The organism is Coxiella endosymbiont of Ornithodoros maritimus, from assembly GCF_907164965.1.
Lineage (GTDB): Bacteria > Pseudomonadota > Gammaproteobacteria > Coxiellales > Coxiellaceae > Coxiella.
Genome location: NZ_CAJRAM010000049.1, coordinates 1 through 25,551, shown reverse-complemented (window position 1 = coordinate 25,551; position 25,551 = coordinate 1). Strand labels below are relative to the sequence as shown.

Sequence of the window (25,551 nt, the reverse complement as noted above, 5' to 3'; positions counted from 1 at the left end):
ATGAGTTAAAGTCGCCATAAGATTCTTCTCAGGAAATTTTAAAGCATAATAGCACTATAGCAGCTTTTCCATTATTTTTCCTAATGTCTAACGGAAATCGGGCTAAAGCTTAAATGAAGGGTGCGACTCTATTTGATAGGCACGATGTAACCCAGCGTGTGTCATCTTCGTGCGTAGGCTGCCTACCGACAGACAAAGAATCGAAGGCTTTGACGGCCGAAGCCACGGGGATTGTGAGTTTCCATCATGATATAAATAGCGTTCAGAGAGAAATCCCCAGAATACCCGAGGGATTACGGGCACGAGCGATCGTGCGGGAGTTGATTTTATACAATCGACTGGATCAAGATCCTCGGCTCTATTCTCTCGAGACGTTTGAATAGTTGACCGGGAAGTCATTCTACTCTCCCACTTAGAATCCTAAACAAAATTCTCGAGGATGAGATGAGATCATACAATAATTTTATCGGTATCGATATTGGTAAATTTTCATTTACAGTAGCTGTTTATGGCAGTAATAGCCCGTATGCAGCGAAATATTGGCTACTTTTTTGTATTTTTTGTAGGGCAAGGTGACGAGCTCAGCGGTCTGGATGGATAAAAATTTCTCCTCAATGGGAGGTGATAGTGATAAACTTAAAAAAAAATAGTGCGAGCATATTATTACCCACAAGCGGTAAGGACTAAAAAACTTAAAGCCCGTCATTCCTCCTGTGCAGGAATGGTGAAGCCTAAAATTGAAATAGCTGTGACTGGTGGGTAAGGATATGAGCGCGAGAAGGGCCTAATCGGGAGATAAAAATGACAGGGAATGTGCACGTTATACCCCACTCGATCGAAAATTAGATGCTGAACCTATTAAAGAATTCGGTGGGGCGTGTTTTTTATAATGGCGGGTTCTCATCTTGTTTTGTATTATTTATGGATCGCCTGGATTTTATTATTTTTAATTGATCCTATCCGCGGTGGTCCACCAATACGCGACTTATCACGTTATTAGCACATCTATGATTTTTATGGTATTGGCCCGCGGATTGTGTACAAACGCTTGCATGAAAGGCGAAGAATGTATTCCAATGAATTGGGATATTTTTTACGAAAAATTGGGTTGGATGTTAATTTTCTGGAATTTTGCCAGTGTCCCATTTGTTTATTGTATCAATTCCATGTACATGGCTTCACACGCGCCTTTTGAACATTCATTACCGTATACTTTACTTTGTTTTGCATTATTGATCGGTGCCTATTATGTATGGGATACCTCCCAAAGCCAACGCAATAGCTTTCATATGCAAGAGTGCGGTACGTATGTAAAACGAAAAGCCTTTCCTCAATTGCCGTGGGGAACGTTAAAAAAATCCGACTTACTTTCAAGCCAAACGGCAGTTTACTGCTAATCGACGGTTGGTGGCGTTACACACGCAAAATTCATTACACGGCTGATATCGTCATGGTATTATCGTGGGGTTTAATTTGCGGATTTAATCACTTTTTACCTTATTTTTAGGTAACTTTCTTCGTGGGCATGATTGTTCATCGAGCTCGTCGTGATATTAATCGCTGTCGACAAAAATATGGAGAGGATTGGGATCATTATTGCAAAAAAGTCCCTTGGCTATTTATTCCTTTTGTTTTTTTAAATAAACTCTCTAATAAATACAAACACGGGAAGCAAAACCGCCCAGCACCTTTGCTTGCAGTCGATTTACTAAGGAAAAAATGAATAACCAGCGCGCATACCTAATCAACGACCACCGTTTTCACATTCATAAACGAACGAATTCCTTCAGCCGCCAGTTCACGACCGTAACCCGAATGTTTAACACCTCCAAAAGGCAACCGCGGGTCGGATTTAACAAAAGTATTAACGACACAGGTGCCCGCCTGAAGTTCGGTAACCGCTATTTTTTCGCCGCGTTCACTATCATTAGTAAAAACAGCTGCTCCTAACCCAAATTTTGAATTATTAGCTATTTCAATAGCGTGTTTTTCATCTTTTGCGTGAATAAGTGTAATAACCGGTCCAAATACTTCATCGTCAAAAGCAGGTTGTCCCGCCCGAACGCCTGAAAGTACGGTAGGGGGGTAGTAAAAGCCTTTACTTTCCGGTATTTCCCCACCCATTTCTAAAAAAGCACCCTTATCGATCGATTCCCTCACTTGCCGATGGACGGTATCGCGTAAATCGGAACGCGATAGCGGGCCAAGCACCGTCTCTTTTTTTAAGGGATCACCCATTTGGTAGGATTGAGCTTTCTCTATCACGAGCGATTTAAATTCATCATAAACATTTTCAACAATAATTAAGCGTTTGGCGGCAATGCAAGATTGTCCTGAATTGCTCAAGCGAGATTCCACGCAAGCTTCTGCTGCTTTTTCTAAGTCGGCATCTTTTAAAATGAGGTAAGCATCATTGCCACCGAGTTCCAAAACCACTTTTTTTAGTGTTTTACCAGCAGCACTTCCCACCGCTTTTCCAGCGCCTTCGCTGCCAGTTAGGGTTACTGCAGAAATTTTAGGGTGAGAGATGACATCGCTCGCTTTTTCCGTATTAATGACAAGGGTTCGAAAAATATTATCGGGTAAATCGGCAGATTGTATTAACTTTTCGATCGCAAGGGCAGTACCTGTTGAAATCGAAGCATGTTTTAACAAACAGCCGTGACCAGCCATTAAATTAGGCGCAGCAAAACGGAATACCTGCCACAAAGGAAAATTCCACGGCATAATGCCAAAAATGACGCCGCTAGGCTGGTAAGTTACATAGTTTTTTTTCCAATCCGTGTTAACGGTTCGAGGTTTTAGCAATGCTTCTGCATGATCAGCATAATAATCACAAACCCAAGCACACTTTTCAGCTTCCGCTTCGCCTGCTGTTATGGGTTTTCCCATTTCCGTTGCGATTAATTTTGCGTAATCGGCTTTATCTTTTCGTAACAATTCAGCAATACGGCGAAGTTTTCTACCACGTTCTTTAAAACCTGCGCTTCGCCATTTTTCATAATCATGATGGGTATTCCTAATAATATCTTCAACTTGTTGATCCGTCATTTCTTGGTAAGTTTTTATAACTTCTCTCGTGCTAGGATTGGTCGTTCGTATTGGCATAAATTGCATCCTTTAAGTCGGTTGGCTGTCTGCTCGGTGGGTTTCTTTAGGTGGTGCCACAAAATAATGGGGGTCGGCTTCTTTCCATAGTTTCATGTAGTTTCGATATTTTTCAGGAACGCGTCCTTTAAGTATATCATTCGGTTCAAGGTAAGGAAAAATTTCATCATAGGTCAATGCAGCATCTTTGCTAACGCGACGGTGAATGTGAAAAGGCTGTAATTCTTCGGGGCGTTCCAGTCCGGTAGCTCCTAATACTTCCAAGAAACTTTTTAAAGTGGCTTCGTGGAAGTTTTTCACGTAAACAGCTTTTTCATCAACATCTAAGGCGTAACGTCGTTTCGGATCTTGGGTGGTGACTCCGGTGGGACAGGTGTTAAGGTGGCAGCGACGCGATTGCACGCAACCCAGCGCAAACATCATACCGCGAGCGCTATTTAAAATATCAGCGCCTAAAGCAATTTTCGTCAGCATGTTAAACCCCGTAATAATTTTACCGCTGCAGATTAAACGAATATGTTTGCGTACATTGATTCCGACTAAACAGTTATGAACGAAAATTAATCCTTCATTGAGCGGCATACCAACGTTGTCTGAAAACTCAAAAGGAGCAGCACCGGTTCCCCCTTCAGAACCGTCAATCACAATAAAATCGGGATAAATTTTTGTCTCCAACATCGCTTTGCAGACCGCCATAAATTCTTGAAGGATACCAATACAAAGTTTAAATCCGGTAGGTTTTCCTCCACTGAGTTTCCGCAATTGTTGGACAAATTCCAATAAGCCGATGGGGGTGGAAAAAGTCGAATGAGCGGGGGGTGATAGACAATCCACTCCTGGTTCCACCCCTCGCGCTTCAGCCAATTCCTGAGTGACCTTTACGCCCGGCAAAATAGCGCCGTGCGATGGTTTAGCCCCTTGCGATATTTTTATTTCTACCATTTTGACGTTCGGATGGCGAGATTTTTCTTTAAACTGTTCGGGATTAAATTTACCGTCTTTTGTGCGACAGCCGAAATAAGCGGTGCCGATTTCCCACACGAGATCGCCGCCCTCCATTAAATGATATTTACTTAAACCACCTTCACCGGTATCTTGATGAAAACCACCCAGCTTGGCGCCGCGATTTAGCGCTCGAACAGCTTCGGCACTGATGGCGCCAAAGCTCATGGCGGAGACATTAAAGCGAGAGGCGGAATAAGGTTGAGTGCATTGAGGGCCGCCTATTTCAACGCGTGTGCAGGAATTAAAATCTGGTTGTTTAGGGGCCATCGACTGATTAACCCATTCGTAACCGACTTCATGCACATCCAGTTGCGTGCCAAAAGGCATAGTGTCAACCGTTTTTTTTGAACGATCATAAACAAGGAATTGTTGAGCGTGGGTAAATGGCGCTCCACCCCATTCGTCTTCAATAAAATAGGCATGAATTTGGGGGCGTATCTTCAAAAGGATGTATCGCCAATGTCCCCAAATGGGATAGTTTCGCAAAATATTGCTGTCTTTTTGGAAAATGTCGTAGATACCGACGAAAAATAAGGGAAGTGCAATGATAAGAAACCATAAAATAGGCAGCCAAAAGAACGCGATTACGAAAATGGCTGAAAAAATGACAATAGAAGTGAGGTAAAAATAAGAACGAACTGTGGTTTTTTCATGGATCATCAAATTTCCTTTAAAAAAGTATTAATAAAATAGCAGTAATGCTTGTATCATCCTTGATATGAAGTTAATAACATTATCGGTTGCCCGCGGTAAATTCGTCAACTTCTCATTGGCGAACGAGTCCGGAATGCGGTTTGTAATAAAGCAGGATTGCAAGAAGGGGAGACTTTCCCGTGGTCGCGTAGCGGTAAAGCACGCATCGCAATATGTTATGAAGGCCGTTACTAAACATAAGCCTAAAAGCGCAGCGTTCGTGCTAGGCAGATAAAAGCCAATGAAAAGAGGAGGTAGAATCAGTAGGCGAGGAATTAAAAATAAAATGCCTAGATTAAAATTAGCAATTAGGAAGGTACCCCAGGTTTTTTGAAGCCATTGACGTGAACGTTTAATCACTTTAAAGGGCCCGATTTTTTCAAGAATGATGACGGGAATAACGAAATAAGAAACTATGGTCCAGGCAATACCAGCAAAGATCGCAGCAAAAAAAGCGAGATTTTTAAGTCGAGATTCCAGAAGACGAATCGTGGCTCCAAAAGTCGAACTGATAAACGAGCAGCCCACAATAGCCCAGACACGGCTTTTAGCCACCCGAAAACCTTCTCTCACAGTCTCGGGGGCCGCTGATCAAAATAAGCCATTACTGAAGCTATAAAGTCGGCATTACAAAAAATGATGGCAAAATTACAAAGGTATAAAATTCCTAAAAACAAAAGGACCACAATGAGGTTCTTGGAAAAATTTGATTGCCCGGTTTGCCAGTGGTTCAACTCCAAGTGCCATAAGGGCATCGCAATTAGTGACAGAAGAATCATACAAATAATAATGCTGATGAGGGGATAAATAAGCAGTTTTTTGTTCGCTCTGAGAATAAAAAACTTTGCTTTCCTATTTCCCAGCTGTAGGTAAATGGAGACATCGGTCACCTATAAGCGGATGATCGCGTCCTTACGAGATAAATAAAATCTGTTAGTATTCTACCATATTCTCCTCTTTTTGGGATGGACTTAGTGGCTTTCAGACTGCATAATATCGCCGGTGAAAAACCAGTGGAAAACGAGCGATTTTGATTATAACTTGCCCTTCGAATTGATTGCTCAGCGCCCTTTGGCTGACAGGTCGGCCAGCCGATTATTGTGTGTCAATCGTTCCCGACGGACAACGTCACATCGTCAATTCAACGGGTTTGTTGAGCAAGTTATGCCGAATGATTTAGTGGTCCTTAACGATACTAAGGTCATTCCCGCTCGGTTATTTGGACATAAGCAAACTGGGGGGAAAGTTGAATTTCTGGTGGAGCGTATTTTATCCAAAAACCGATTTTTAGCGCACATTCGAGCCAGTAAAGCGCCAAAGCTAGAGAGCCAAGTTATTATTGCTGATAATTTCAAAATTATTATTGAGGGGCAGTATAATGATTTATTTGAATGTGAACTCCATTCATCGGCTTGCGTTTTAGATTTATTATACCAACATGGTAGAGTACCTTTGCCTCCCTATATTCAACGGGAACCGGATAAAAATGATCAAGTGCGTTATCAAACGATTTATGCTGAAAGAGCGGGTGCAGTAGCCGCGCCGACAGCGGGGCTGCATTTTAATGAAGGAACTTTTGACGCGCTGCGCAGAAAGGGAGTGGTGATCACTTACGTCACTTTACATGTGGGTGCAGGCACATTTCAGCCTGTCCGCGCGAACTCGTTAGCAGACCACCGGATGCACCATGAATGGATGGAATTATCAAAATCGGTCTGTGATGCTATTGCAGAATGTCGTAAAAATAACGGTCGAGTGATTGCTGTTGGCACCACGGTGATGCGTTGTTTGGAAACCGCGACGAAAAATGGCGAATGCCGCCCTTATGCTGGTGAGACAGACTTATTTATCTACCCTGGATTTCAGTTTAATTGTGTGGATGTCTTCTTGACAAACTTCCATTTACCGAAGTCTACACTATTAATGCTGGTGTGTGCTTTTGGTGGTTATGAGTTGGTTATGGGGGCCTATCAAAAAGCGCTTGAAAACCGGTATCGATTTTTTAGTTATGGCGATGCGATGTTGATTTCATAGCATCCTTTCGATAAGCTACCCCAAACTTTCCCGGCATCTCTTAGCGATGACGGAGTTAACCGGAGTATTCATCGTGACTTGCCAGCATATAAAAGTTCCCAGCAAAGGTGAAAAAATCACCGTTAATAAAGCTGTTTTAGAAGTTCCTAACCGACCTATTATTCCCTTTATCGAAGGAGATGGGATTGGCATTGATATCACGCCCGTCATGAAAAACGTGGTCGATGCCGCCGTGAAAAAATCCTACGCTGGAAAGCGAAAAATTGAGTGGATGGAAATCTACGCCGGAGAAAAGGCTACGAAAGTGTATGGCAAAGACAATTGGTTGCCTAATGACACACTTGAAGCCATTAAAGAATACCAAGTGGCCATTAAGGGTCCCTTAACTACGCCGGTGGGGGGTGGGATACGTTCGCTCAATGTGGTGCTGCGCCAACAGTTAGACCTTTATGTTTGTCTTCGCCCTATCCGTTATTTTACGGGTGTGCCAAGCCCGATCAAAACACCTGAAAAAGTGAATATGGTGATTTTCCGTGAAAATTCCGAAGATATTTACGCCGGAATTGAGTGGCCGGCGGGAAGCCCCGAAGCGGTGAAATTAATCAACTTCCTTCAAAACGAAATGGGCGTAAAGAAAATCCGTTTCCCGGAAACGGTGGGGATAGGAATTAAACCGGTTTCTAAAGAAGGCACGAGCCGTTTAGTGCGTCGAGCGATTCAATACGCCATTGATAATGACCGCGATTCCGTGACGCTCGTTCATAAAGGTAACATCATGAAATTCACGGAAGGGGCTTTTAAAGATTGGGGCTATGAAGTCGCTGTCAAAGAATTTGGAGCAAAGCCATTAGATGGCGAACCCTGGCATTTCTTTGAGAATCCGAAAACAGGCCAAAAAATTACAATTAAAAATGTTATTGCCGATGCCTTTTTACAGCAAATTTTATTGCGTCCCGCCGAGTACAGCGTCATCGCCACCTTGAACCTCAATGGGGATTATATCTCCGACGCGTTAGCGGCCGAAGTCGGCGGCATTGGCATTGCTCCGGGCGCTAATTTAAGCGACACAGTCGCCCTCTTTGAAGCCACCCATGGGACAGCGCCTAAATATGCAGGGCAAGATAAAGTCAATCCAGGCTCTCTAATTTTATCGGCAGAAATGATGCTTCGTTACCTAGGCTGGAAAGAAGCCGCCGACCTTGTCGTTCAAGGCATTGGGGGGGCGATTAAAAGTAAAACAGTAACATACGATTTTGCCCGTTTGATGACCGGAGCCAAAGAAGTAAGTACCTCTCAGTTCGGCAAAGCCATAATTAAGCATATTATGTAGGGAAGGGGGAAGCCTCTGACATGTCATTACCACAAGTTTAAGTTTCGTTATTTCCGTATAGGGGGACCCAGGCGTGCCGTCGGCGCGCTGCGTCCCCGCCTGCGTGGGGACGACGAAGGGGATGGGATGACAAGGAGGGGGTGATAGCTTTTAAGCTTTTAAGCTTTTAGTCTTTACCATTTGTGGGGTAATGATACGCCAGGCTTTATCTGCGTTAGAAGCGTATTATCCACCGGGAGCGAGCGGGACAGAGGGAGACTCTGGTGTTCTGTTTGCAATTCCTATTAATATAGGCTTTTCAAGCTGTCGGGCATATTCTTGAATATCTTTCATGGAAGTCGTCCCTTCTGTTAGCTGATTAACTTTTCAAAGTTTTGGGCTAGGGCATCAAGGTGGCTCAGTCCCGAAGCAAAAGTGGGATTCTGATTGAAGAGCTGGAACGCCCACTCAATAGGTCTATCGGGTAGAAGACCTTCTGAAGTCGCAATCAAAGTTGAAACCGACTTCCTATCTTGAAAATCTTTAAGCGGTTGCTCTTCTGCTGCGCGGTTGAGGATGTCTCTAATATTTTCTTCCTCTTTTTTCGCAATTGCCGAAATGAGATCATACAATCCGGATCTGTATTTTTTAGGCGATTTAGATAGACGCCGAAATGCGGAAGCATTATTGCTCATCGAAAAGTTAGTGGTTTTCTCCTTAGTTTCCGAAACATCGTAGAGATGCTGTCGTGACGTCTCTTCGGAAGATTCATCATTTCTGGATGTGTTCATTGCTTTTCAAGCCGTCCTCTCGCCAATAAGATTAATCCGTTAATCTTACTCCCTTCAACTTAATGCAGCCTTAAAACCTTAAAGTATTTCAGTTATTCTCCATTTGTAAAGTAAATAAAAAGAAGTGTCAATGCGACCCCAGCGCACTCGAGTGTAGGAAAAACGCCGTTTTTTTACTACATTTAGAGTAAGGAGAGATCCGATTCCGGCCAGAGGGGCTGGCGAGGAGGCAAGGGTAGCCAAATCGACTTCAGGCGGCAAGAAAAAGGATTTACTGTCGAACATGAGAAAACAACTTAGCAGAGGAGGGCGGGATCATGTCGGGATCATGTTTAGTAAAAGGCGCTGGAGAAGACATTAAACCGCGCATTTTCGCAGGCTCGCGAAAAACGGCATGAATTTATCATTGTTGAACATCTATTGTTAGCTTTATTGGATAATCCTGAGACTGCTAGACTGTTAAGCGCCTGTGGCGCTAATTTAGAACGTTTGCGGGTAGGATTAGGGATTTTTATTGATGAAACGACACCTCATATTCCTTTGAATGTAGAACGCGATATTCAACCCACCTTGAGTTTTCAGCGAATATTGCAGCAGGCGATTTATGATGTCCAGTGCAACGGTACTCCCGAAGTGACAGGAAGCAATATTTTAACGGCGATTTTCAGTGAGCCGGAAAGTCAAGCTGTTTATTTCCTTAGCCAAGAAAATATTAGTCGGATTGATATCATCAATTACACCACCCAAGGCATAACAAAGCCACAGCAAGAGGCCCGTTTTTTGTCTGATTCTCAGCAATTACCAGAAGCCAGCGGAATTCAAGAAACGACGGTGTATGAGAATTTAATTAAGCTTTACGCCACCAGTTTAAACGTGAAAGCCCAAAGCGGCCAGGTAGATCCTTTGATTGGCCGTCAAGAAGAACTGTTGCGTTGCATTCAAACGCTGTACCGACGCACTAAAAATAATCCGCTGTTAGTGGGCGATGCAGGAGTGGGAAAGACCGCCATCGTTGAAGGTTTGGCGCAATTAATTGTCCAAAACAGAGTGCCAAAGCCTTTAGCGCATGCGACGATTTACGTTTTGGATTTAGGCATATTATTGGCTGGCACTAAATACCGCGGGGATTTTGAAAAACGATTTAAATCCGTATTAAAGGCACTGAGTCTAAAACCGGGCGCCGTGATATTTATTAATGAAATTCATAATTTAATCGGCGCTGGTTCTGCAACTGGTGGCACCATGGACGCCTCTAATTTAATAAAACCATTATTGAGCACGGGTGAATTGCGTTGCATGGGTGCGACGACTTATGAAGAATTTCGCAATTTCTTTTCGAAAGATTATGTCTTATTGCGCCGATTTCAAAGAATTGACGTTAAAGAGCCTTCGCTAACCGACGCCGTTAAGATTTTACAAGAACTGCGGTCGCGTTATTAACATTACCATCAAGTTCGCTATACTCCAAATGCTTTAAAACGCGCCGTTGAATTATCCGCTCGTTATATTTCTGATCGACAATTACCGGATAAGGCAATTGGTGTTATTGACGAAGCAGGTACTTTTGAGCAATTACAAAGGATGAGGAGCGTAAAACACTTATTACCGTGAAAGAAATCGAATCCCTTGTCGCCAAAATGGCATGTATTCTGATTCATACCATTACACAATCAGATAAGGAGTTGTTGATTGATCTGCCAAAGCAATTAACGCGCGTTGTTTTTGGTCAAAGGCAATCTGTTGAATCGCTTTGTAATTCCATCAAACTATCACGTGCTGGTTTAAATAATGCAGATAAGCCGGTAGGATCTTTTTTATTAGCGGGACCACCGGCGTTGGTAAAACGGAAGTGACTCGTCAGTTAGCTCAAGCATTGGGTATCGAATTAATCCGATTCGATATGTCGGAATATATGGAACGGCATGCTGTTTCTCGCTTAATTGGTGCTCCTCCCGGTTATGTGGGTTTCGATCAAGGGGGATTACTGACGGAAATTATCCGCAAACAGCCTCATGCTGTATTGTTTTATTGGATGAAATTGAAAAGGCTCATCCAGATATTTTTAACATCCTTTTGCAAGTGATGGATTACGGTTATCTCACCGATAACACGGATCGAAAAGCAGATTTCCGTCATGTGATTATTGTAATGACAACGAATGCTGGCGCCGAACAATTGGAGCGGGGAGCTATTGGTTTTGCCGTTCAAGACATGGAACAAGAAAATTGTAGGAGCGATTAAACATTATTTCAGTCCTGAATTTCGTAATAGGTTAGACGCTGTGATTCAATTTAAATATTTGGATACGGCGACGATTCTTAAAATCGTTGATAAATTTACCCGCGAATTGCGTGATCAATTAAAAGAAAAAGGAATACGACTCACCATTAGTTCGGATGCAAAACAATGGCTAGTTGAACGCGGCTATAACGAAAAAATGGGCGCTCGCCCCATGGCGCGACTTATTCAAGAGAAGTTAAAAGTTCCTATTGCTAACCAACTGTTATTTAGTGAACTGAATGAGGGCGATGAGATTATAGTAAACAGAGCCAATAGCGACTTAGTTGTTCAAAGAAAGCAAATAGTGGTTTAAGTTTTTCGCGACTCCGTCATTCCGCTTGCACGGGAATGAGCAAGGCTAAAAAAGGAATATTTTTATTCTTCTACCTTTGAGGTTAGAGATTTTTTCCAGCTTCCCGATAAACGATTCGGCCGCGCGTTAAATCATAGGGGGTTAATTCGACGGTCACTGCATCACCGGTTAGGATGCGAATGTAATGCTTGCGCATCCGCCCAGAAATATGAGCTGTTACTACGTGCCCGTTCTCAAGTTTGACTCGAAAAGTCGTGTTAGGGAGTGAATCGACCACTGTCCCTTGCATTTCAATGGATTCTTCTTTTGCCATAAAATCTAATGGAGTTAAATAAAAAAATAATAATGCCTCAACTAGTAGCTATAAGCAATGGGTTAGCTCCTGGGCAGAGAAAGTTAAGTTTGGTTCAAGCTGTCTAAATAACGTTCCGCGTCGAGGGCCGCCATGCAGCCCATTCCGGCAGCAGTGATGGCTTGTCGGTAGATGTGGTCCGTGACATCACCTGCGGCGAAAACGCCAGGGATATTTGTTGCAGTAGCGTTCCCTTGCAAGCCAGATTTCGCGCGAAGGTAACCCCCTTCATCCATTTCCAACTGGTCTTTAAATATTTTGGTATTGGGGTCGTGGCCGATAGCAATGAATAAACCGTCAATAGTAAGATCTTGAGTTTTCTCCTCTTTAACCTGCTTAAGATGGACGCCAGTTACGCCTTGATTATCACCCAAGACTTCTTCGACCACATGACTCCACACAATAGCAACTTTACCTTCCTCCACTTTTTTAATTAATTGGGCGCTTAGCATTTTTTCCGCCCGCAATTTATCGCGCCGATGAATGAGGGTGACATGAGAAGCTATGTGAGAAAGATAAAGTGCCTCTTCCACAGCCGTATTTCCCCCGCCAACCACCGCCACCTTTTTGCCGCGGTAAAAGAAACCATCACAAGTTGCACAGGCGGAAACTCCTTTGCCCATATAGACTTTTTCTGAAGGTAAACCTAAATAACGCGCAGAAGCGCCGGTAGCAATAATTAAAGCATCGCAGCTATACGTCGCGTTATCTCCTTTGAGCAAAAAAGGATGCTGGTTTAAGTTGGCTTCACTAATATGATCAAAAATAAATTGAATATCAAGATGTTCCGCATGCTTTTGCATCCTTTCCATTAATTCTGGGCCTTGCAATCCTAGCGCTTCTCCCGGCCAATTATCCACGTCAGTCGTGGTCATGAGTTGTCCGCCTTGTTCCATGCCGGTAATCATTATGAGTTTTAGGTTAGCGCGAGCGGCGTAAATGGCGGCTGTGTAGCCGGCTGGGCCGGAGCCGAGAATGATGAGACAATGGTGTTGTGGTTTATTCATGGTATTGGTATTGGTTAGTGAATGATTCGGGCTATAATACTAACCGCTTTCAGGTTTGTCATCACTTGAGAGTGAAGTCCGATCGCTCGCCCGGTTTGGGCGCGCGTTTTAAAATTGAATAAAGGGTATCTTGGATGGGACAGCGCAAGGGTAAAAAATCAGCGAAGGAAACGGGAGTGCTGTTACGGCGCCATTTGCGTTATCGCCTACGTGAAGGTTGCTTTATTTTGGCGCTGGCTTTTTCGGCTTTTCTTTTTATTGCCCTTCTGAGTTACCATCGATCTGATCCGGGCTGGTCGCACAGTATAGTGGTTAAACATGTCGCTAACTTAACCGGGGAAGCGGGGGCTTGGCTTTCTGATTTTACCCTATATATGGTGGGTTACCTGGCCTACATTTTTCCTTTGATGGTTGCTTTTGCTGCTTGGGGTTTTTTCCGCAATCTTCATGAAGAACGGGATATTCCGACTAAATGGCCTTTATTAATTTTACATGCCGTTGGGTTTTTGTTAATACTATTCGCTGGTTCTGCATTAGCGGCCATTCATTTAGGTATGCTGGACGCTAATCTTCCGTATAATGGTGGCGGAATAATCGGCGTTGTCATGGCACAATCATTATTTCCCATTTTTAGTACCGCAGGAACTTCTTTAATTTTAATTGCTTCCCTACTGATAGGAATTACATTATTTATAGGATTATCTTGGTTTCAATTTTTAGAATTGCTTGGAAAAAACGCAATTAAATTTACAAAATTCTGTGCAATTCGATTGGGAGCTATTTTCTGGAAAAATTTATTTCTATCGTTATTACCTTCTCAAGATAAGCGAGAAGCTGTCGCCGTTCCAAAAATCAAACGCGTCGAGCTGGATTTGGTTCCCGATGCGCTGGACATGATTTCTACACCTAAAATTGCCGAACGGCCGAAATTAGAAATTATCGATCATGAATTTAAAACGCCGCGTTTTAAAGGCTCAGCCATATTACCTGAACTTTCTTTACTTGATAAATCTTCTCAAGATCATACCTTGTCCTATTCGGAAGAAGAGTTGCAGCAAAAATCGTGTGAAATCGAACTGCGTTTGGCGGATTTTGGTATTCAGGCGAAAGTAGTCGCGGTACATCCCGGGCCTGTGGTAACACGTTTTGAGTTGCAACTGGCGGCAGGAACGAAAGTCAGCCGCGTCACAAATTTGGCAAAAGATTTGGCCCGCTCGTTATCGGTCATTAGCGTTCGAATTGTCGAAGTAATTCCGGGGAAATCGGTCATTGGTTTGGAACTCCCCAATAAACACCGAGAAGTGGTCACGATTTACGAAGTGTTGGCGACTAAGCAATACCAAAATGCACGCTCGAGTTTAACGCTTGCATTAGGGAAAGACATCGGAGGGCACCCGGTTATCGTGGATTTGGCAAAAATGCCTCATCTACTAGTGGCGGGAACTACCGGCTCAGGCAAATCAGTCAGTTTAAACGCTATGTTATTGAGTCTTCTTTATAAATCTACTCCACAACAATTGCGCCTTATTCTGATCGACCCCAAGATGCTGGAGCTTTCAGTTTATGAAGGTATTCCCCATTTGCTTACCCCGGTCGTCACCGATATGAAAGACGCGGCAACGGCTCTCCGCTGGTGTGTCGTTGAAATGGAACGACGTTATCGGTTGATGGCTTCGCTCGGCGTGCGTAATATTCTGGGTTACAACGCCAAAGTCAAAGAAGCCATCGAAGCCGGAGCTCCATTATTGGACCCCTTGCAAGCCAATCCAGAAGGAAAGCCGCCTGAACTTCAAGAATTGCCGCAGTTGATAGTTATTGCCGATGAATTTGCGGATATGATGGTGGTTGTTGGGAAAAAAATAGAAACGCTTATCGTTCGTTTGGCGCAAAAAGCACGGGCGGCTGGAATTCATCTTATTTTTGCAACGCAGCGGCCTTCCGTAGATGTTATTACGGGATTAATTAAAGCTAATATCCCCACTCGGGTGGCTTTCCAAGTCTCTTCAAAAATTGACTCGCGGACTATTTTAGATCAACAAGGAGCTGAGCAATTATTAGGGCATGGTGATTTGCTGTATTTGGCTCCCGGTAGTGGCGTGCCTGTCCGAGTTCATGGCCCTTATGTTAAAGACGAAGAAGTGCACCGGGTGGCGGAGTATTTGCGTGAGAGTGGCGAGCCGAACTATGTCGAAGGAATACTGAATGAAATGGGCGCACAAGATTTAAGTGGTTTTGTGGAAGCCGCTTTAGGTGGGGGGGCTGAAGAAGGGGGCGAGAGTGATCCGCTTTATGATGAAGCCGTAGAAGCTGTCATCCGCTCACGCCGTGTGTCGGTCTCCAGTATTCAACGCCGCTTTAAGATCGGGTATAATCGAGCCGCACGTATCGTTGAAGCGATGGAAGCCGCCGGTGTCGTCAGCCCAATGGAAAATAATGGCGTTCGAGAAGTACTAGCGCCCTCAAAAAAATAATATAAAAAACAATGAGTACCATAAAAGTATTAATCAGTTTATTGGGAATTTTCTTATTTTCCCTGTCTAGGATTCTGAGTGCTCAATCCGATGCCACAGCCCAGTTAAGCCAACTGCTTTCAAATTTTCGAACTTATCAGGCAAAATTTAATCAAATTACTTTTGATAACCAAGATCGGGTAATCCAACAAAGCCATGGACGAGTCATGATTATGCGCCCGGGGCGCTTTCGCTGGGAAACCGATTTACCGACTAAACAAATTATAATCACAAACGGAAAAACGTTGTGGGTGTATGATGTAGACTTGTCCCAAGCCACACAGCAGCCGCTAGCGCAAGAAACGAATATTAATCCTGCTGCGTTATTGTCGGGGTCGCTGAAAGATCTAAAACAAAAATTCACCATTACGGTTAACTCGACTCCTGATACTGCCATTTTTCAACTGGTTTCCCACTTAGGGAAAAGCCTTAATTTTAATTGGATTCGTTTAAAATTTTCAAAAAAGCAACTTACTGAAATGACCGTATTAAATAATTTGGATGAAAGAAGTATTTTCCAATTCAGTCAAATTAAAGTAAACGCTCCATTGTCGAGTACGTTTTTTGCATTTAAGCCTTCGCGTGGCATTGATGTTGTCAAACAATGATTTTATTCCGCTCGCTACCCGCATGCGCCCCGACTATTTGGAGGAGTTTGTCGGCCAGTCGCATTTATTGGGAAAAGATAAACCCCTTTTTCGTGCCATAGAAAAAGGTAAATTGCATTCGATGATTTTATGGGGGCCCCCAGGGTCGGGGAAAACGACTCTCGCTGAGATTATGGAGCAAAAAGCAGGAGCATGTGTTGAATCTATTTCCGCCGTGCTCGCTGGGGTAAAAGATATCCGGGATGTGGTCGAGCGGGCTGAACGCCATAAAGGACAGGCAACGATTCTATTTGTTGACGAGGTGCATTGCTTTAATAAAGCTCAACAAGGTGCTTTTTTACCCCACGTTGAGAAAGGCACGATCACATTAATTGGCGCCACTACGGAAAATCCTTCCTTTCAATTAAATAAGGCATTTCTTTCTCGAACTCGAGTTTATATCTTAAAACAATTAACTGAAGCCGATTTATTATCTATTTTAGAGAATGCGCTTGTCAATGAAGAGCGAGGTTTAGGAAAAAAAGCTTTAGAAATACCGGGACCGCTACGCCGCCGCATTGTCCAGTTTGCCGATGGGGGTGCGCGGCAATGCTTGAACCTTCTGGAAATCATTGCTGATTTTGCGCTGGAAGAAAATGGCCGTTTTATGGTCCATGACGGGCTCATTGATAAAGTTTTAACGGCAGAGGTACGTCGTTTTGATAAACGCGGAGAAGCTTTTTACGATCAAATATCCGTATTGCATAAATCGGTTCGCGGTTCTGATCCCGATGCTTCGCTGTATTGGCTTTCCCGTCTTTTAGATGGTGGCTGCGATCCTTTTTACGTCGCCAGGCGCGTAGTGCGCATGGCGAGCGAAGATATTGGAAATGCTGATCTTCGCGCGCTCCAGTTAGCTCTTGATGCTTGGGAGACTTTTGAGCGATTGGGAACACCGGAAGGAGAGCTCGCCATTGCGCAAGCGGTTGTTTACTGTGCCTGCGCTGCGAAAAGTAACGCGGTGTATAAAGCTTTTAACGCAGTCAGCTGTGAAGTGAAAAGTGCAGGCAGTCTGGAAGTACCACCCCTTTATCTACGCAATGCGCCCACTCGATTAATGAAATCGCTCGACTATGGAAAAGATTATCGTTATGCCCATGATGGGCCAGACGGCTTTGCAGCCGGCGTGGATTATTTGCTCGAACCCTTAATTGGGCGACGATATTATTTCCCTGTTAATAGAGGATTAGAAATAAAAATTAAAGAAAAGCTTGAATATTATAGAAAGCTTAACGAACAACACAAAACGACTGAGGATAGTAAAAGCTAACCTTTGCACGTTATCTCGCGGGACAGGCCGCGGGCTAACAGGGTTGAATCCAGCCTAGAAGGAAAAAAGAAGCAATGTTAGACCCCAAATTATTGCGACAAAATTTAGAGCATGTTGTAGAAAAATTACGCCGCCGCGGTTTTGAAATGGATAGAGATACTTTCCTTCAATTGGAAAACAAACGCAAAGAGGCTCAATTAGCAATCCAATCTTTCCAAACTAAACGTAACCAATTATCAAAAACCATTGGAATGGCGAAATCAAAGGGGGAAAACCCCGAACCCTTAATGGCTGAAATATCGCGGTTAAACGATGAATTAAAGCGGGAAGAAGCTAATTTTGAAACCATTCAGAACGCTTTCTCTGATTTTCAATTAGCTATCCCTAATTTACCTCATGATTCAGTGCCCGATGGAAAAAGTGAGAACGATAATCGTGCAATACGACAGTGGGGCGCGCCACCCGGATTCGATTTTACACCAAAAGATCACACAATTCTTGGCGAACGGGATAACCAATTGGATTTTGATGCGGCAGCCAAATTGTCGGGCGCGCGTTTTGTAGTTTTGCGGGGATCGTTAGCACGTGCCCATCGTGCTTTGGCGCAATTTATGTTGGATTTACACACCGACCAACATGGGTATGAAGAAGTTTATGTGCCTTATTTGGTGCATGAAGAATGCTTATACGGAACAGGACAATTGCCGAAATTTCGAGAAGAGCAATTTCAAGTTGCCGGCGATCGGAATTTTTTTTTGGTTCCCACGGGTGAAGTGCCCCTGGTTAATTTAGCGCGAGACGAGATTATTGAAGTGCCAGCGCTTCCTGAAAAATGGGTGGCCCAAACTCCTTGTTTTCGCAGCGAGGCGGGTTCTTATGGGAAGGATGTGCGAGGGATGATTCGGCAGCATCAATTTCAGAAAGTGGAACTTGTTCAACTGGTTCAGCCTGAACATTCTTACCAAGCTTTAGAAGAAATAACCCATCAGGCTGAAAAAGTGTTGCAATTATTGGCGCTTCCCTACCGGGTTGTAGAGTTATGCGCGGGCGATTTAGGGTTCGCGGCCGCAAAGACTTATGATTTAGAAGTTTGGCTGCCAAGTCAAAATAAATACCGCGAAATTTCTTCTTGCAGCAATTGTGAAGCTTTTCAAGCCCGACGTATTCAAGCGCGTTGGCGTAATCCCAAAACGGGAAAGCCTGAACTACTTCATACTTTAAATGGTTCTGGGCTTGCGGTAGGTCGCACATTGGTCGCTATTATGGAAAACTATCAACAAGCTGACGGACACATTCATGTGCCCGACGTTTTGAAGTCCTACATGGGTGGAGTGGATTATTTTTAGCTAAAGTTCGGGTCGTTCTTTTCCTGTGGTGCGTAAGCGAACACGAAACTGCCACCTTTGATTTTGCTGAAGACGTATTTGGAATATTTAGGGTCAATTGCAAAACAGCCCCAGCTACGGCCTAATCGGCCTACTTTTTCTGCGAAAGACTTTGTCGCGTACCAAGTTGAGTGGAAAACAAGCGCTCGCTTGAAAAGGTTATTGTTAACGCCTTTTTCAAGGCCGTAAATTCGGACAGATAAACCGTGGTGCCCGTAATAACTTTCACCCGTCACCATCGCTCCTATCGAAGAGGCGTCTGACCCGCCTTTATTAGAGAAGCGAGTCGCGTAGAGGTTCCCACTGCCTTTACCTTGGGCGACGTAACCATTGAATAGCAGTTTGCCATTACGCATGTCAATAACCCACAGTCGCTTTTTATTGGAAGGCTGTTTGAAGTCAATCAAAGTCATGATCGGCTTTTTAACTACACCATGTGCTCGCGCCCATCGATAGGCTTTAATGCCAACCTGCAAAGCTTGGGGAGACAAACCTTTATTAATTAAGGGTTGGAAATCCGAATAATCGAACGCCTTCGCTGAAAGGGAGGCCAAGGAAATGGCCAAGAAGATACTTGTTATTAAAGCTATTAAACTACTGCCCATGTTTTTTTTACCTTTAGTTAGTTTTACCTCTATATTATTTTTCCTAAACAAACACTATGCTTTTTCTTCTGAAGACAACAAGGTCACATGATGCTAAATTATTCATAATTTTGCCAGTAAAGGAGCTAATTTTTCATAATTTCTTAAGAATATATTGTAATTATTTGAAATATAAATATTCTTAACTCTTCAGCTAGCTCTGGAAACGCTCATTTCCCGTTTTGAGGTAGGCCAATCTATTATCCCAAGCGGTTCGGGGGCTCTAGATTAAGGGCTAAGAAAAGCACAATGGCGCTTTTCTTAATCTTTTAACCTGATTCCCGTGGCTTCGGCCGTGAAAGCCCTATTCTTTATATTTATATTTCGGTAGCCTTCTATACATTGATAAGCCTTTTTACATCGTAGTGCCGAGCCGCAGCCTTTATCCATTCCTCATCCCCGTCCTTGTCATTCCGCTTGCACGGGAATGACGATTAAAAACATTTAATTTCTAAAAATCATTTTTTTGACAATGGCCTTCCGTCCGCAGTTTTAAAGCGTTTTAGGAAAAGTTTAAATTTGTAGGCATAGCTGTAACCCATGGGCACGACCACCAGCGAGAAAAAGGTACCAAATATAAGTCCCCGATAATAACAATGCTGATTTGATGGCGGCTTTGCGCGCTGCCACCGCTTGAAAACAAGAGTGGAAGTGCGCCGAATACCATTGCGGCTGTGGTCATTAGAATTGGACGGAGTCGAATAAGACGCCGCCTTCAACAAAGCTTCGCGTATGGTGAGGCCTTCTTTTTGGAGTCGATTAGCGGATTGCGTGATTAAAATAGGGTATTTTGAAACCAAACCGATAAGCGTCACAAGGCCGATGCCAGTGTAAATATTCAAGGTACCTCCAATTAATTTTAAAGAGGCCATCGCGCCCACGATACTTAAATGGACGGTTAATAAAATAATGAAAGGATCAATAAAGCTTTCAAATTGAGCGGCTAAGACTAAATAAAGACCATCGTGAGTAAGAAAATAAGCCACATGCTGTTTGTTCGAGGTTAATAAATCGTGCGCTTGACCAGTGAATGCGTATTTTACGTTTGCTGGCAATAGTTGAGGTAATTCGGTTTGTAAATAATTCACCACGGTTCCTAGATTATAACCAGGGGCCAGTTGGGCAGACATTTGTGCCGCGCAGAAGCGATTATAGTGAGGCAATACCATTTGCGAAAGAATAGGTTTAATTGAAATTAAATTGCTGAGAGGGATTAATTTATTTTGTTTGTTATTGACGTAAAATTTATTGATGCTTGCTAAGCTGTGCAAATCGTTTTCCTGCGCTTGGAGATAAACGTTATAAGTTTTGCCGTTGGCGTCGAATATGGAAATTCTACTCCCGCCATACAATGCCGCCATCGTATTATCGACGTCTTTAATGTTTACTTGCAATTGACCGGCAATATTGCGATTGACCGTCATATTATATTGTTGACTATCAAACCGCATGTTGCTTTGAATCACACGAAGTCCAGGGTAATTTCCTAATTGATTTATTAGTTTTTGAGAAACGGCGTAAAGGTCCGAATACGTATCTCCCATGATATAAAATTCGAGCTGATGCTGCATTGAGCCGCCAAAAGAAGGTGCAAAAGCAGCGGCATTTAATCCGGGAATTTGCTTTATTTTTTGATTGACTATATCTGCAACTTGTGAAGCGCTTTGCTTTCGATCTTTAAAGGGTTTGAGCATGGCAAAAACGGAGTCAAACGCTTTGGCGTTGGTATCCGCGACGGTAATCACTGAAGCAGCGGCGGGCGCTTGTTTAAAAATACTGGCTACTTGTTCCAATCCTCGATTGATTGTATTAATGCTGGAACCACTGGACGTGGAAACAGCAGCGATCACAAAACCCATATCTTCTTGATGGACGAACGCCATCGGAATATTTTTAGCAAGGAAAAAGCTGCCGACAGCGATCAGTATCACAGCAAAGATGACAAGAATTCGTTTATTTAAAATGGCAGCTAATATTTTTTGATAACCTCGCGCCATCCGTTCATAGATAGTTTCGATTATGGGGCTATAGCATTTAGGCTCGCCGCCATGCGCTTTTAAAAAACGGGAACACATCATTGGAGATAAAGTTAACGCAACGAACCCGGAAATTAACACCGTACCCGCGAGTGTAAATGCAAAGGAACGAAAAATATTAGCCACTTGATTTTGCATTAAATCGATCGGCGCATACACCGCAGCGAGGGTGATCGTCATCGCAATCACAGGAAAGGTGATTTCTTTGCTTCCTTTAATAGCAGCTATTAAAGGCTTTTCGCCGTTTTCAATATGTCGATAAGTATTTTCGAGTATCGCAATCGCGTCGTCGACAACCAAGCCGATCGAAAGAACTAAAGCGAGTAAGGTAATGACATTAATGTTAAAGCCCAATAAATACATGAGGCCAAAAGAAGCGACCAAACAGACGGGAATAGTCGCAATGGGAATAGCGACCGTGCGCAACCGGCTTAAAAATAAAAAAATGATAAAAATAACGCATAAAATGGCAATGCCAATAGAAGAGAGGTATACTTCATGAATTGATCCGTGCATATAAGCGGAAATATCAAAAGAAGGAACGATTTTCATCCCATTGGGCAAATGCGGTCGGATTTGATTTAAAAAGTGATTGACGTTTTTTGCTGCATCCAATGGGTTAGCATCGGTGGTGTTTATTGATGCTCAGTAATACCCCTGCCTGACCGTCCAAGGTCACTATGCTTTGATCGGCGCTATCATCACCGAGTTGTGCTTGGCCGATGTCTTTAATACGAATCACCCGAGCATTATCATTTTTCACAATGATATTATTAAATTGATCGGCGGTGTTAAGTTCGGTTTCCACTGTAATAGGATAATTAATTATTGAGGAGCCTTTAATTTCACCGGCAGGTAGTTCGACGTTACTGTTTTGGATGGCCGTTTGAACGTCGTTAACGCTTAGACCGCGAGCTGCCATTTTTTGAGGGTCTAGCCAAATCCGCATGGCGTATTGATTGGTGCCCGCTACTTCAACATCAGCAATTCCTGGAATTTGTTCAATTTGGTCGATAACATTTCGTTCTAAATAATCCCGAATGGCTTTGGGGTTTTGATTGGGCGCCGTAAAATCCACATCCATTAATTTCATATCACCCAAACCGATTTGTACCACAGGTGCATTAATATATTAATATTAGTGGGCAGTTGAACGTGGACTTGTTCGACTTTATCGCGTATTTGATTCGCGACTTCGTAAACGTTTATTCCGTAATCTAAAGTCAATTTAATGGCGCTTTCTCCCTCGAAACTTTGAGAGATGATAGTATCGATCCCTTGCACTCCGATGATCCCTTCTTCCAACGGCGTTGTAATGCTAGATTCCACTAATTTTGCGCTAGCGCCGGGATAAGCCGTCGAAATATTTATAACGTTTTGCTCAAACTTGGGGAAAAAACGCGTGTTTAAGTCATTAAACCCCATGATGCCAACGACGACAAGAACTAGGTTTAAGACGAGCGCTGAAACAGGGTGTTTGATAGAGATTTCAGAAATATTCATGTGTTTTATTTTGATATAAACATTAAGCAGCAGCGCGTGCGAGTAGACTTAATGAACCACTTTTAGATTCGCTCCACTTTTATAAATTTGATCTTGTCCAGTCGTAATAATTTGATCACCTGGTTTCAATCCCTTGGTAATTTGTATTTTTCCATAAAGGCATTCTCCGACTTTAACTGGTGTTGAAATGGCTTTCCGTTTTTAACTTTAAACACGTAATGACCATTCATGTTTGCAAATAAACTATTTTCAGGTATCAAAATAGCTTTTTTTAAGGTTTCTAATGTTTGGAAACGGTGACAAACTGGCCGGGTTTTAATGCACCATTTTTATTATTTAATAGACCCTGTGTTCCAATGGGTTGCGAATCAGAATTTACATAAGGCGTGATATAATTAACTTTAGCGTTGAAGCGTTGACCTGGCAGAAAATCAGCAGTGACAGTAACCGGCTGGCCTATTTGTAATTGCGGCGCGAAATGGTTCGGTAAATCGTAAACTACTTTTAATTTTAGTTGATCCACGAGGATCACCAGTTTTTGTCCCGGCGCGACATAATCACCGAGGCTGAATTGCTTGGCGCCGAGATAGCCGCTGAAAGGCGCTCTCAATGTCATTTTTTGCAACGCCGTTTGATTCGTCTGAGCGAGGGCCTTGTCTTTATCGAGACTGACTTTATCGCTATGCACGGTCGTTTGTAAAACAAGTCCCTTTTTTAAAGCTAAAGCGTCGCGTTTGTATTGTAATTCACTTAATTCGAGGTCGGCTTTCGCAGCCGCTAAGTCATTTTTTGTTTCTGATCGTCAAGTTGAATAAGCAGCGAGCCAGCCGTCACAAAATCTCCAGGTGAAAAGGCTATTTTTGTTACATAGCCCGCTACTTTGGGGCTGATATTGGTTTGGTGTTATTAGCGACTAGCGTCCCTATTGTCGTAGGGATAATGGGTAAATCCGCTACTTCAACAGGACTTTCTTTTACTAAGAGGGGGGGTGTTGGGGGTTGCCGGTACTTTTTTATGTAAAAAAATAAGGCCAGCCGCAATAAAGCAGCCTGCCAGCCACAAGGTGATAATAATTTTTATGTATTTTTTCATTATTGTGATTGTTGGATAACTAAAAATAATTGTTCCGGGCCCCGCGCCACTTTCAGTAACAACTCCTTTGGCTTGTTTTCAGCAATTTTCGTTAGTTGATCGACCGTAGGTGTTAATTGGCTATTAGCACTGATAATGATATCGCCGGGCTCCAGCCCGCCGAGCGCGCCATTGCTGCTATCGTCCACGCCGGTAACTAACACGCCCTGCAAGATAGTGCCATCGGGCTCCAGATCGTTGAATTTCTGCATGCGCATGCCGCCGAGGAAGGGCAGTTCGCGTTGCAATAACACTTTTTTAGGATCGGCTACTTCCGTTTTTATAGATAGAACCTTATGGTCGCGCAATACAGTTAATTGAATCTTAGTTCCTGGACGCACCAATCCGAGCATGTTGTGGAGTTGTGCTGAACTATGAATCCGAATACCATTGACAGATTCAATAATATCCTGCACCTCAATCCTGGCTTTAGCCGCCGGACTTTCAGCAACGACTTTAGTTATCAGCGCTCCTTTGTTGTGTTTTAAATTTAGGGCATCCGCTAATTCCGGGGTAATATTTTGAGCCGTTACGCCGAGCATGCCGCGTTCGACTTTTCCATATTTAATTAATTGTTCAGTTACTCTTTTGACCATATTACTGGGAATGGCAAAGCCGATGCCGATATTTCCCGCAGCCGGAGTGACAATCGCTGTATTAATACCAATTAATTTACCCTCTAAATTGATTAAAGCCCCGCCGGAATTGCCGGGATTAATTGGGGCGTCGGTTTGAATAAAGCTTTGAAAATTATCGATACGCGGTTCCTGGCGATTCAAGGCACTAATGACGCCGGAAGTGACTGTTTGAGTTAAACCAAAGGGACTTCCCACGGCGACGACGAAATCACCCACTTTTAATTGATCTGAATTTCCGATGAGAAGTGCGGTCAGATGGTTAGCGTGAATTTGAATCACAGCCAGATCAAACCCTGCATCTTTCCCGATAACTTTCGCTCGATAGCGGCGCCCATCTTTAAGCGTCACTACCATGATTTTTTGGTCTTTGACGACGTGAGCATTTGTCACGATATAGCCTTTTTGGGTGTTGATAATTACACCTGAGCCTACACCGAGGACTTTTGTTGGTGTTGAGTTTTGATCCGTTTCGGGTTGTAGGGGGTTTGGCGTTTGAGGGATTAGCTTTTCCACGGAAATGTTGACGACGCTCGGCGTAGTCTTATTTAACATCGGCGCAAGGCTGGGCATAGCTTTTCCTTCGACAACGGAGGGTAAGTGAGGATAACTACTTACGGGCAAGAGTAATGGAAGTCCTGCAAAAATACTGCTAAAAATAATTTTGGATAATTTTTTCATTTTTTACTCAATCGTTATAATTAACGGACTTGAACTACCAGCTTTACAAAATAATCTGGTTAAGTTTTGTGCTTTTAAATTCGGAGAAGTATTTTACCATTCTATCAAGTGCTAAACCATCTTCCCTCAAAAATTTAGCCTCCCTTGCTGCTCTTTGTGGGGGGTCAGCCATTAGCTTCTGTTGATCAAGAGGGAAATAGCCAACTGGTGAGTGCTC

At 43.3% G+C, this 25,551-nt stretch carries 16 protein-coding genes and 6 pseudogenes; 9 read left to right on the top strand and 13 right to left on the bottom strand.

The window, feature by feature from the left end:
• The first annotated feature begins 113 nt into the window (after window positions 1-113).
• Together OWO34_RS05435 and OWO34_RS05430 are read left to right on the top strand one after the other, a co-directional pair.
• A complete protein-coding gene (locus OWO34_RS05435) occupies window positions 114-383 on the top strand; it encodes a hypothetical protein (protein ID WP_267256815.1) in 270 nt (89 codons plus the stop codon).
• Window positions 384-925: 542 nt separating this feature from the next.
• Window positions 926-1,636: pseudogene (locus tag OWO34_RS05430) on the top strand (delta(24(24(1)))-sterol reductase); the annotation flags it as partial.
• Window positions 1,637-1,740: 104 nt separating this feature from the next.
• Here the strand turns inward: OWO34_RS05430 and OWO34_RS05425 are convergent.
• The 3 genes and pseudogenes from OWO34_RS05425 to OWO34_RS05415 all read right to left on the bottom strand — a co-directional run bounded on the left by OWO34_RS05425 (window position 1,741) and on the right by OWO34_RS05415 (window position 5,689).
• Complete coding sequence (locus tag OWO34_RS05425) at window positions 1,741-3,117, bottom strand: NAD-dependent succinate-semialdehyde dehydrogenase (protein ID WP_267256814.1); 1,377 nt, start codon at window positions 3,115-3,117, stop codon at window positions 1,741-1,743.
• 3 nt (window positions 3,118-3,120) lie between these two features.
• A complete protein-coding gene (locus OWO34_RS05420) occupies window positions 3,121-4,773 on the bottom strand; it encodes an FMN-binding glutamate synthase family protein (RefSeq protein ID WP_267256813.1) in 1,653 nt (550 codons plus the stop codon).
• A gap of 98 nt (window positions 4,774-4,871) precedes the next feature.
• Window positions 4,872-5,689: pseudogene (locus OWO34_RS05415) on the bottom strand (DUF6159 family protein).
• A gap of 119 nt (window positions 5,690-5,808) precedes the next feature.
• On the opposite strand from OWO34_RS05415, the gene queA reads away from it, so the two are divergent.
• Both queA and icd read left to right on the top strand, forming a co-directional pair.
• Window positions 5,809-6,840, top strand: a complete 1,032-nt coding sequence (gene queA, locus OWO34_RS05410) for a tRNA preQ1(34) S-adenosylmethionine ribosyltransferase-isomerase QueA (RefSeq protein WP_267256812.1) — start codon at window positions 5,809-5,811, stop codon at window positions 6,838-6,840.
• Between the two features lie 46 nt (window positions 6,841-6,886).
• Entirely contained in the window at window positions 6,887-8,170 is a 1,284-nt protein-coding gene (gene icd / locus OWO34_RS05405) for an NADP-dependent isocitrate dehydrogenase (protein WP_267256811.1), read from the top strand.
• A gap of 350 nt (window positions 8,171-8,520) precedes the next feature.
• Here the strand turns inward: icd and OWO34_RS05400 are convergent, their stop codons facing one another.
• Entirely contained in the window at window positions 8,521-8,781 is a 261-nt protein-coding gene (locus OWO34_RS05400) for a hypothetical protein (RefSeq protein ID WP_267256810.1), read from the bottom strand.
• 251 nt (window positions 8,782-9,032) lie between these two features.
• Window positions 9,033-9,225: pseudogene (locus tag OWO34_RS05395) on the bottom strand (hypothetical protein).
• 60 nt (window positions 9,226-9,285) lie between these two features.
• Between OWO34_RS05395 and OWO34_RS05390 the strand changes: the two are divergent.
• Window positions 9,286-11,533: pseudogene (locus tag OWO34_RS05390) on the top strand (AAA family ATPase).
• 62 nt (window positions 11,534-11,595) lie between these two features.
• Here OWO34_RS05390 and infA read toward each other — a convergent pair.
• A pseudogene (gene infA, locus OWO34_RS05385) lies at window positions 11,596-11,846 on the bottom strand (translation initiation factor IF-1).
• An 83-nt stretch (window positions 11,847-11,929) separates the two neighbouring features.
• Complete coding sequence (gene trxB / locus OWO34_RS05380; RefSeq protein ID WP_267256808.1) at window positions 11,930-12,892, bottom strand: thioredoxin-disulfide reductase; 963 nt, start codon at window positions 12,890-12,892, stop codon at window positions 11,930-11,932.
• A 134-nt stretch (window positions 12,893-13,026) separates the two neighbouring features.
• Between trxB and OWO34_RS05375 the strand changes: the two genes are divergently transcribed.
• The 4 genes from OWO34_RS05375 (at window position 13,027) to serS (ending at window position 18,665) form a co-directional block, all read left to right on the top strand.
• On the top strand, window positions 13,027-15,363 hold the full coding sequence (locus OWO34_RS05375; RefSeq protein WP_267256807.1) for a DNA translocase FtsK: 2,337 nt from the start codon (window positions 13,027-13,029) through the stop codon (window positions 15,361-15,363).
• A gap of 11 nt (window positions 15,364-15,374) precedes the next feature.
• A complete protein-coding gene (gene lolA, locus OWO34_RS05370) occupies window positions 15,375-16,010 on the top strand; it encodes an outer membrane lipoprotein chaperone LolA (RefSeq protein WP_267256806.1) in 636 nt (211 codons plus the stop codon).
• Complete coding sequence (locus tag OWO34_RS05365; RefSeq protein WP_267256805.1) at window positions 15,994-17,319, top strand: replication-associated recombination protein A; 1,326 nt, start codon at window positions 15,994-15,996, stop codon at window positions 17,317-17,319. Before lolA ends, OWO34_RS05365 begins: the two co-directional genes overlap by 17 nt.
• Window positions 17,320-17,393: 74 nt before the next feature.
• A complete protein-coding gene (serS, locus tag OWO34_RS05360) occupies window positions 17,394-18,665 on the top strand; it encodes a serine--tRNA ligase (protein ID WP_267256804.1) in 1,272 nt (423 codons plus the stop codon).
• On the opposite strand, the gene OWO34_RS05355 is transcribed toward serS, so the two are convergent.
• The 6 genes and pseudogenes from OWO34_RS05355 to OWO34_RS05340 all read right to left on the bottom strand — a co-directional run bounded on the left by OWO34_RS05355 (window position 18,662) and on the right by OWO34_RS05340 (window position 25,334).
• Window positions 18,662-19,309: a murein L,D-transpeptidase catalytic domain family protein gene (locus OWO34_RS05355; RefSeq protein ID WP_267256803.1), complete on the bottom strand. Its 648-nt coding sequence runs from the start codon at window positions 19,307-19,309 to the stop codon at window positions 18,662-18,664. The genes serS and OWO34_RS05355 overlap by 4 nt on opposite strands.
• A gap of 497 nt (window positions 19,310-19,806) precedes the next feature.
• Entirely contained in the window at window positions 19,807-21,999 is a 2,193-nt protein-coding gene (locus OWO34_RS09810; protein WP_456064372.1) for an efflux RND transporter permease subunit, read from the bottom strand.
• A gap of 4 nt (window positions 22,000-22,003) precedes the next feature.
• Window positions 22,004-22,501, bottom strand: coding sequence for an efflux RND transporter permease subunit (locus OWO34_RS09805; protein WP_407647523.1), 498 nt, complete (start codon window positions 22,499-22,501; stop codon window positions 22,004-22,006).
• Entirely contained in the window at window positions 22,474-22,887 is a 414-nt protein-coding gene (locus tag OWO34_RS09800) for an efflux RND transporter permease subunit (protein WP_407647522.1), read from the bottom strand. Before OWO34_RS09800 ends, OWO34_RS09805 begins: the two co-directional genes overlap by 28 nt.
• A 48-nt stretch (window positions 22,888-22,935) precedes the next feature.
• A pseudogene (locus OWO34_RS05345) lies at window positions 22,936-23,979 on the bottom strand (efflux RND transporter periplasmic adaptor subunit).
• The gene (locus tag OWO34_RS05340) at window positions 23,979-25,334 is read right to left on the bottom strand and encodes a Do family serine endopeptidase (RefSeq protein ID WP_267256802.1); all 1,356 of its coding nucleotides are present in this window, start codon (window positions 25,332-25,334) and stop codon (window positions 23,979-23,981) included. Before OWO34_RS05340 ends, OWO34_RS05345 begins: the two are co-directional and overlap by 1 nt.
• Window positions 25,335-25,551: the final 217 nt, after the last annotated feature.

What these genes read in the sequence shown, in the direction of transcription:
- OWO34_RS05365 (WP_267256805.1), top strand. Translation starts at nt 15,994, where the DNA reads ATGTTGTCAAACAATGATTTTATTCCGCTCGCTACCCGCATGCGCCCC.
- OWO34_RS05340 (WP_267256802.1), bottom strand. Translation starts at nt 25,334, where the DNA reads ATGAAAAAATTATCCAAAATTATTTTTAGCAGTATTTTTGCAGGACTT.
- OWO34_RS05355 (WP_267256803.1), bottom strand. Translation starts at nt 19,309, where the DNA reads ATGGGCAGTAGTTTAATAGCTTTAATAACAAGTATCTTCTTGGCCATT.
- OWO34_RS09800 (WP_407647522.1), bottom strand. Translation starts at nt 22,887, where the DNA reads ATGAATATTTCTGAAATCTCTATCAAACACCCTGTTTCAGCGCTCGTC.
- OWO34_RS05420 (WP_267256813.1), bottom strand. Translation starts at nt 4,773, where the DNA reads ATGATCCATGAAAAAACCACAGTTCGTTCTTATTTTTACCTCACTTCT.
- OWO34_RS05435 (WP_267256815.1), top strand. Translation starts at nt 114, where the DNA reads ATGAAGGGTGCGACTCTATTTGATAGGCACGATGTAACCCAGCGTGTG.
- trxB (WP_267256808.1), bottom strand. Translation starts at nt 12,892, where the DNA reads ATGAATAAACCACAACACCATTGTCTCATCATTCTCGGCTCCGGCCCA.
- lolA (WP_267256806.1), top strand. Translation starts at nt 15,375, where the DNA reads ATGAGTACCATAAAAGTATTAATCAGTTTATTGGGAATTTTCTTATTT.
- serS (WP_267256804.1), top strand. Translation starts at nt 17,394, where the DNA reads ATGTTAGACCCCAAATTATTGCGACAAAATTTAGAGCATGTTGTAGAA.
- icd (WP_267256811.1), top strand. Translation starts at nt 6,887, where the DNA reads ATGACGGAGTTAACCGGAGTATTCATCGTGACTTGCCAGCATATAAAA.
- OWO34_RS05425 (WP_267256814.1), bottom strand. Translation starts at nt 3,117, where the DNA reads ATGCAATTTATGCCAATACGAACGACCAATCCTAGCACGAGAGAAGTT.
- OWO34_RS05375 (WP_267256807.1), top strand. Translation starts at nt 13,027, where the DNA reads ATGGGACAGCGCAAGGGTAAAAAATCAGCGAAGGAAACGGGAGTGCTG.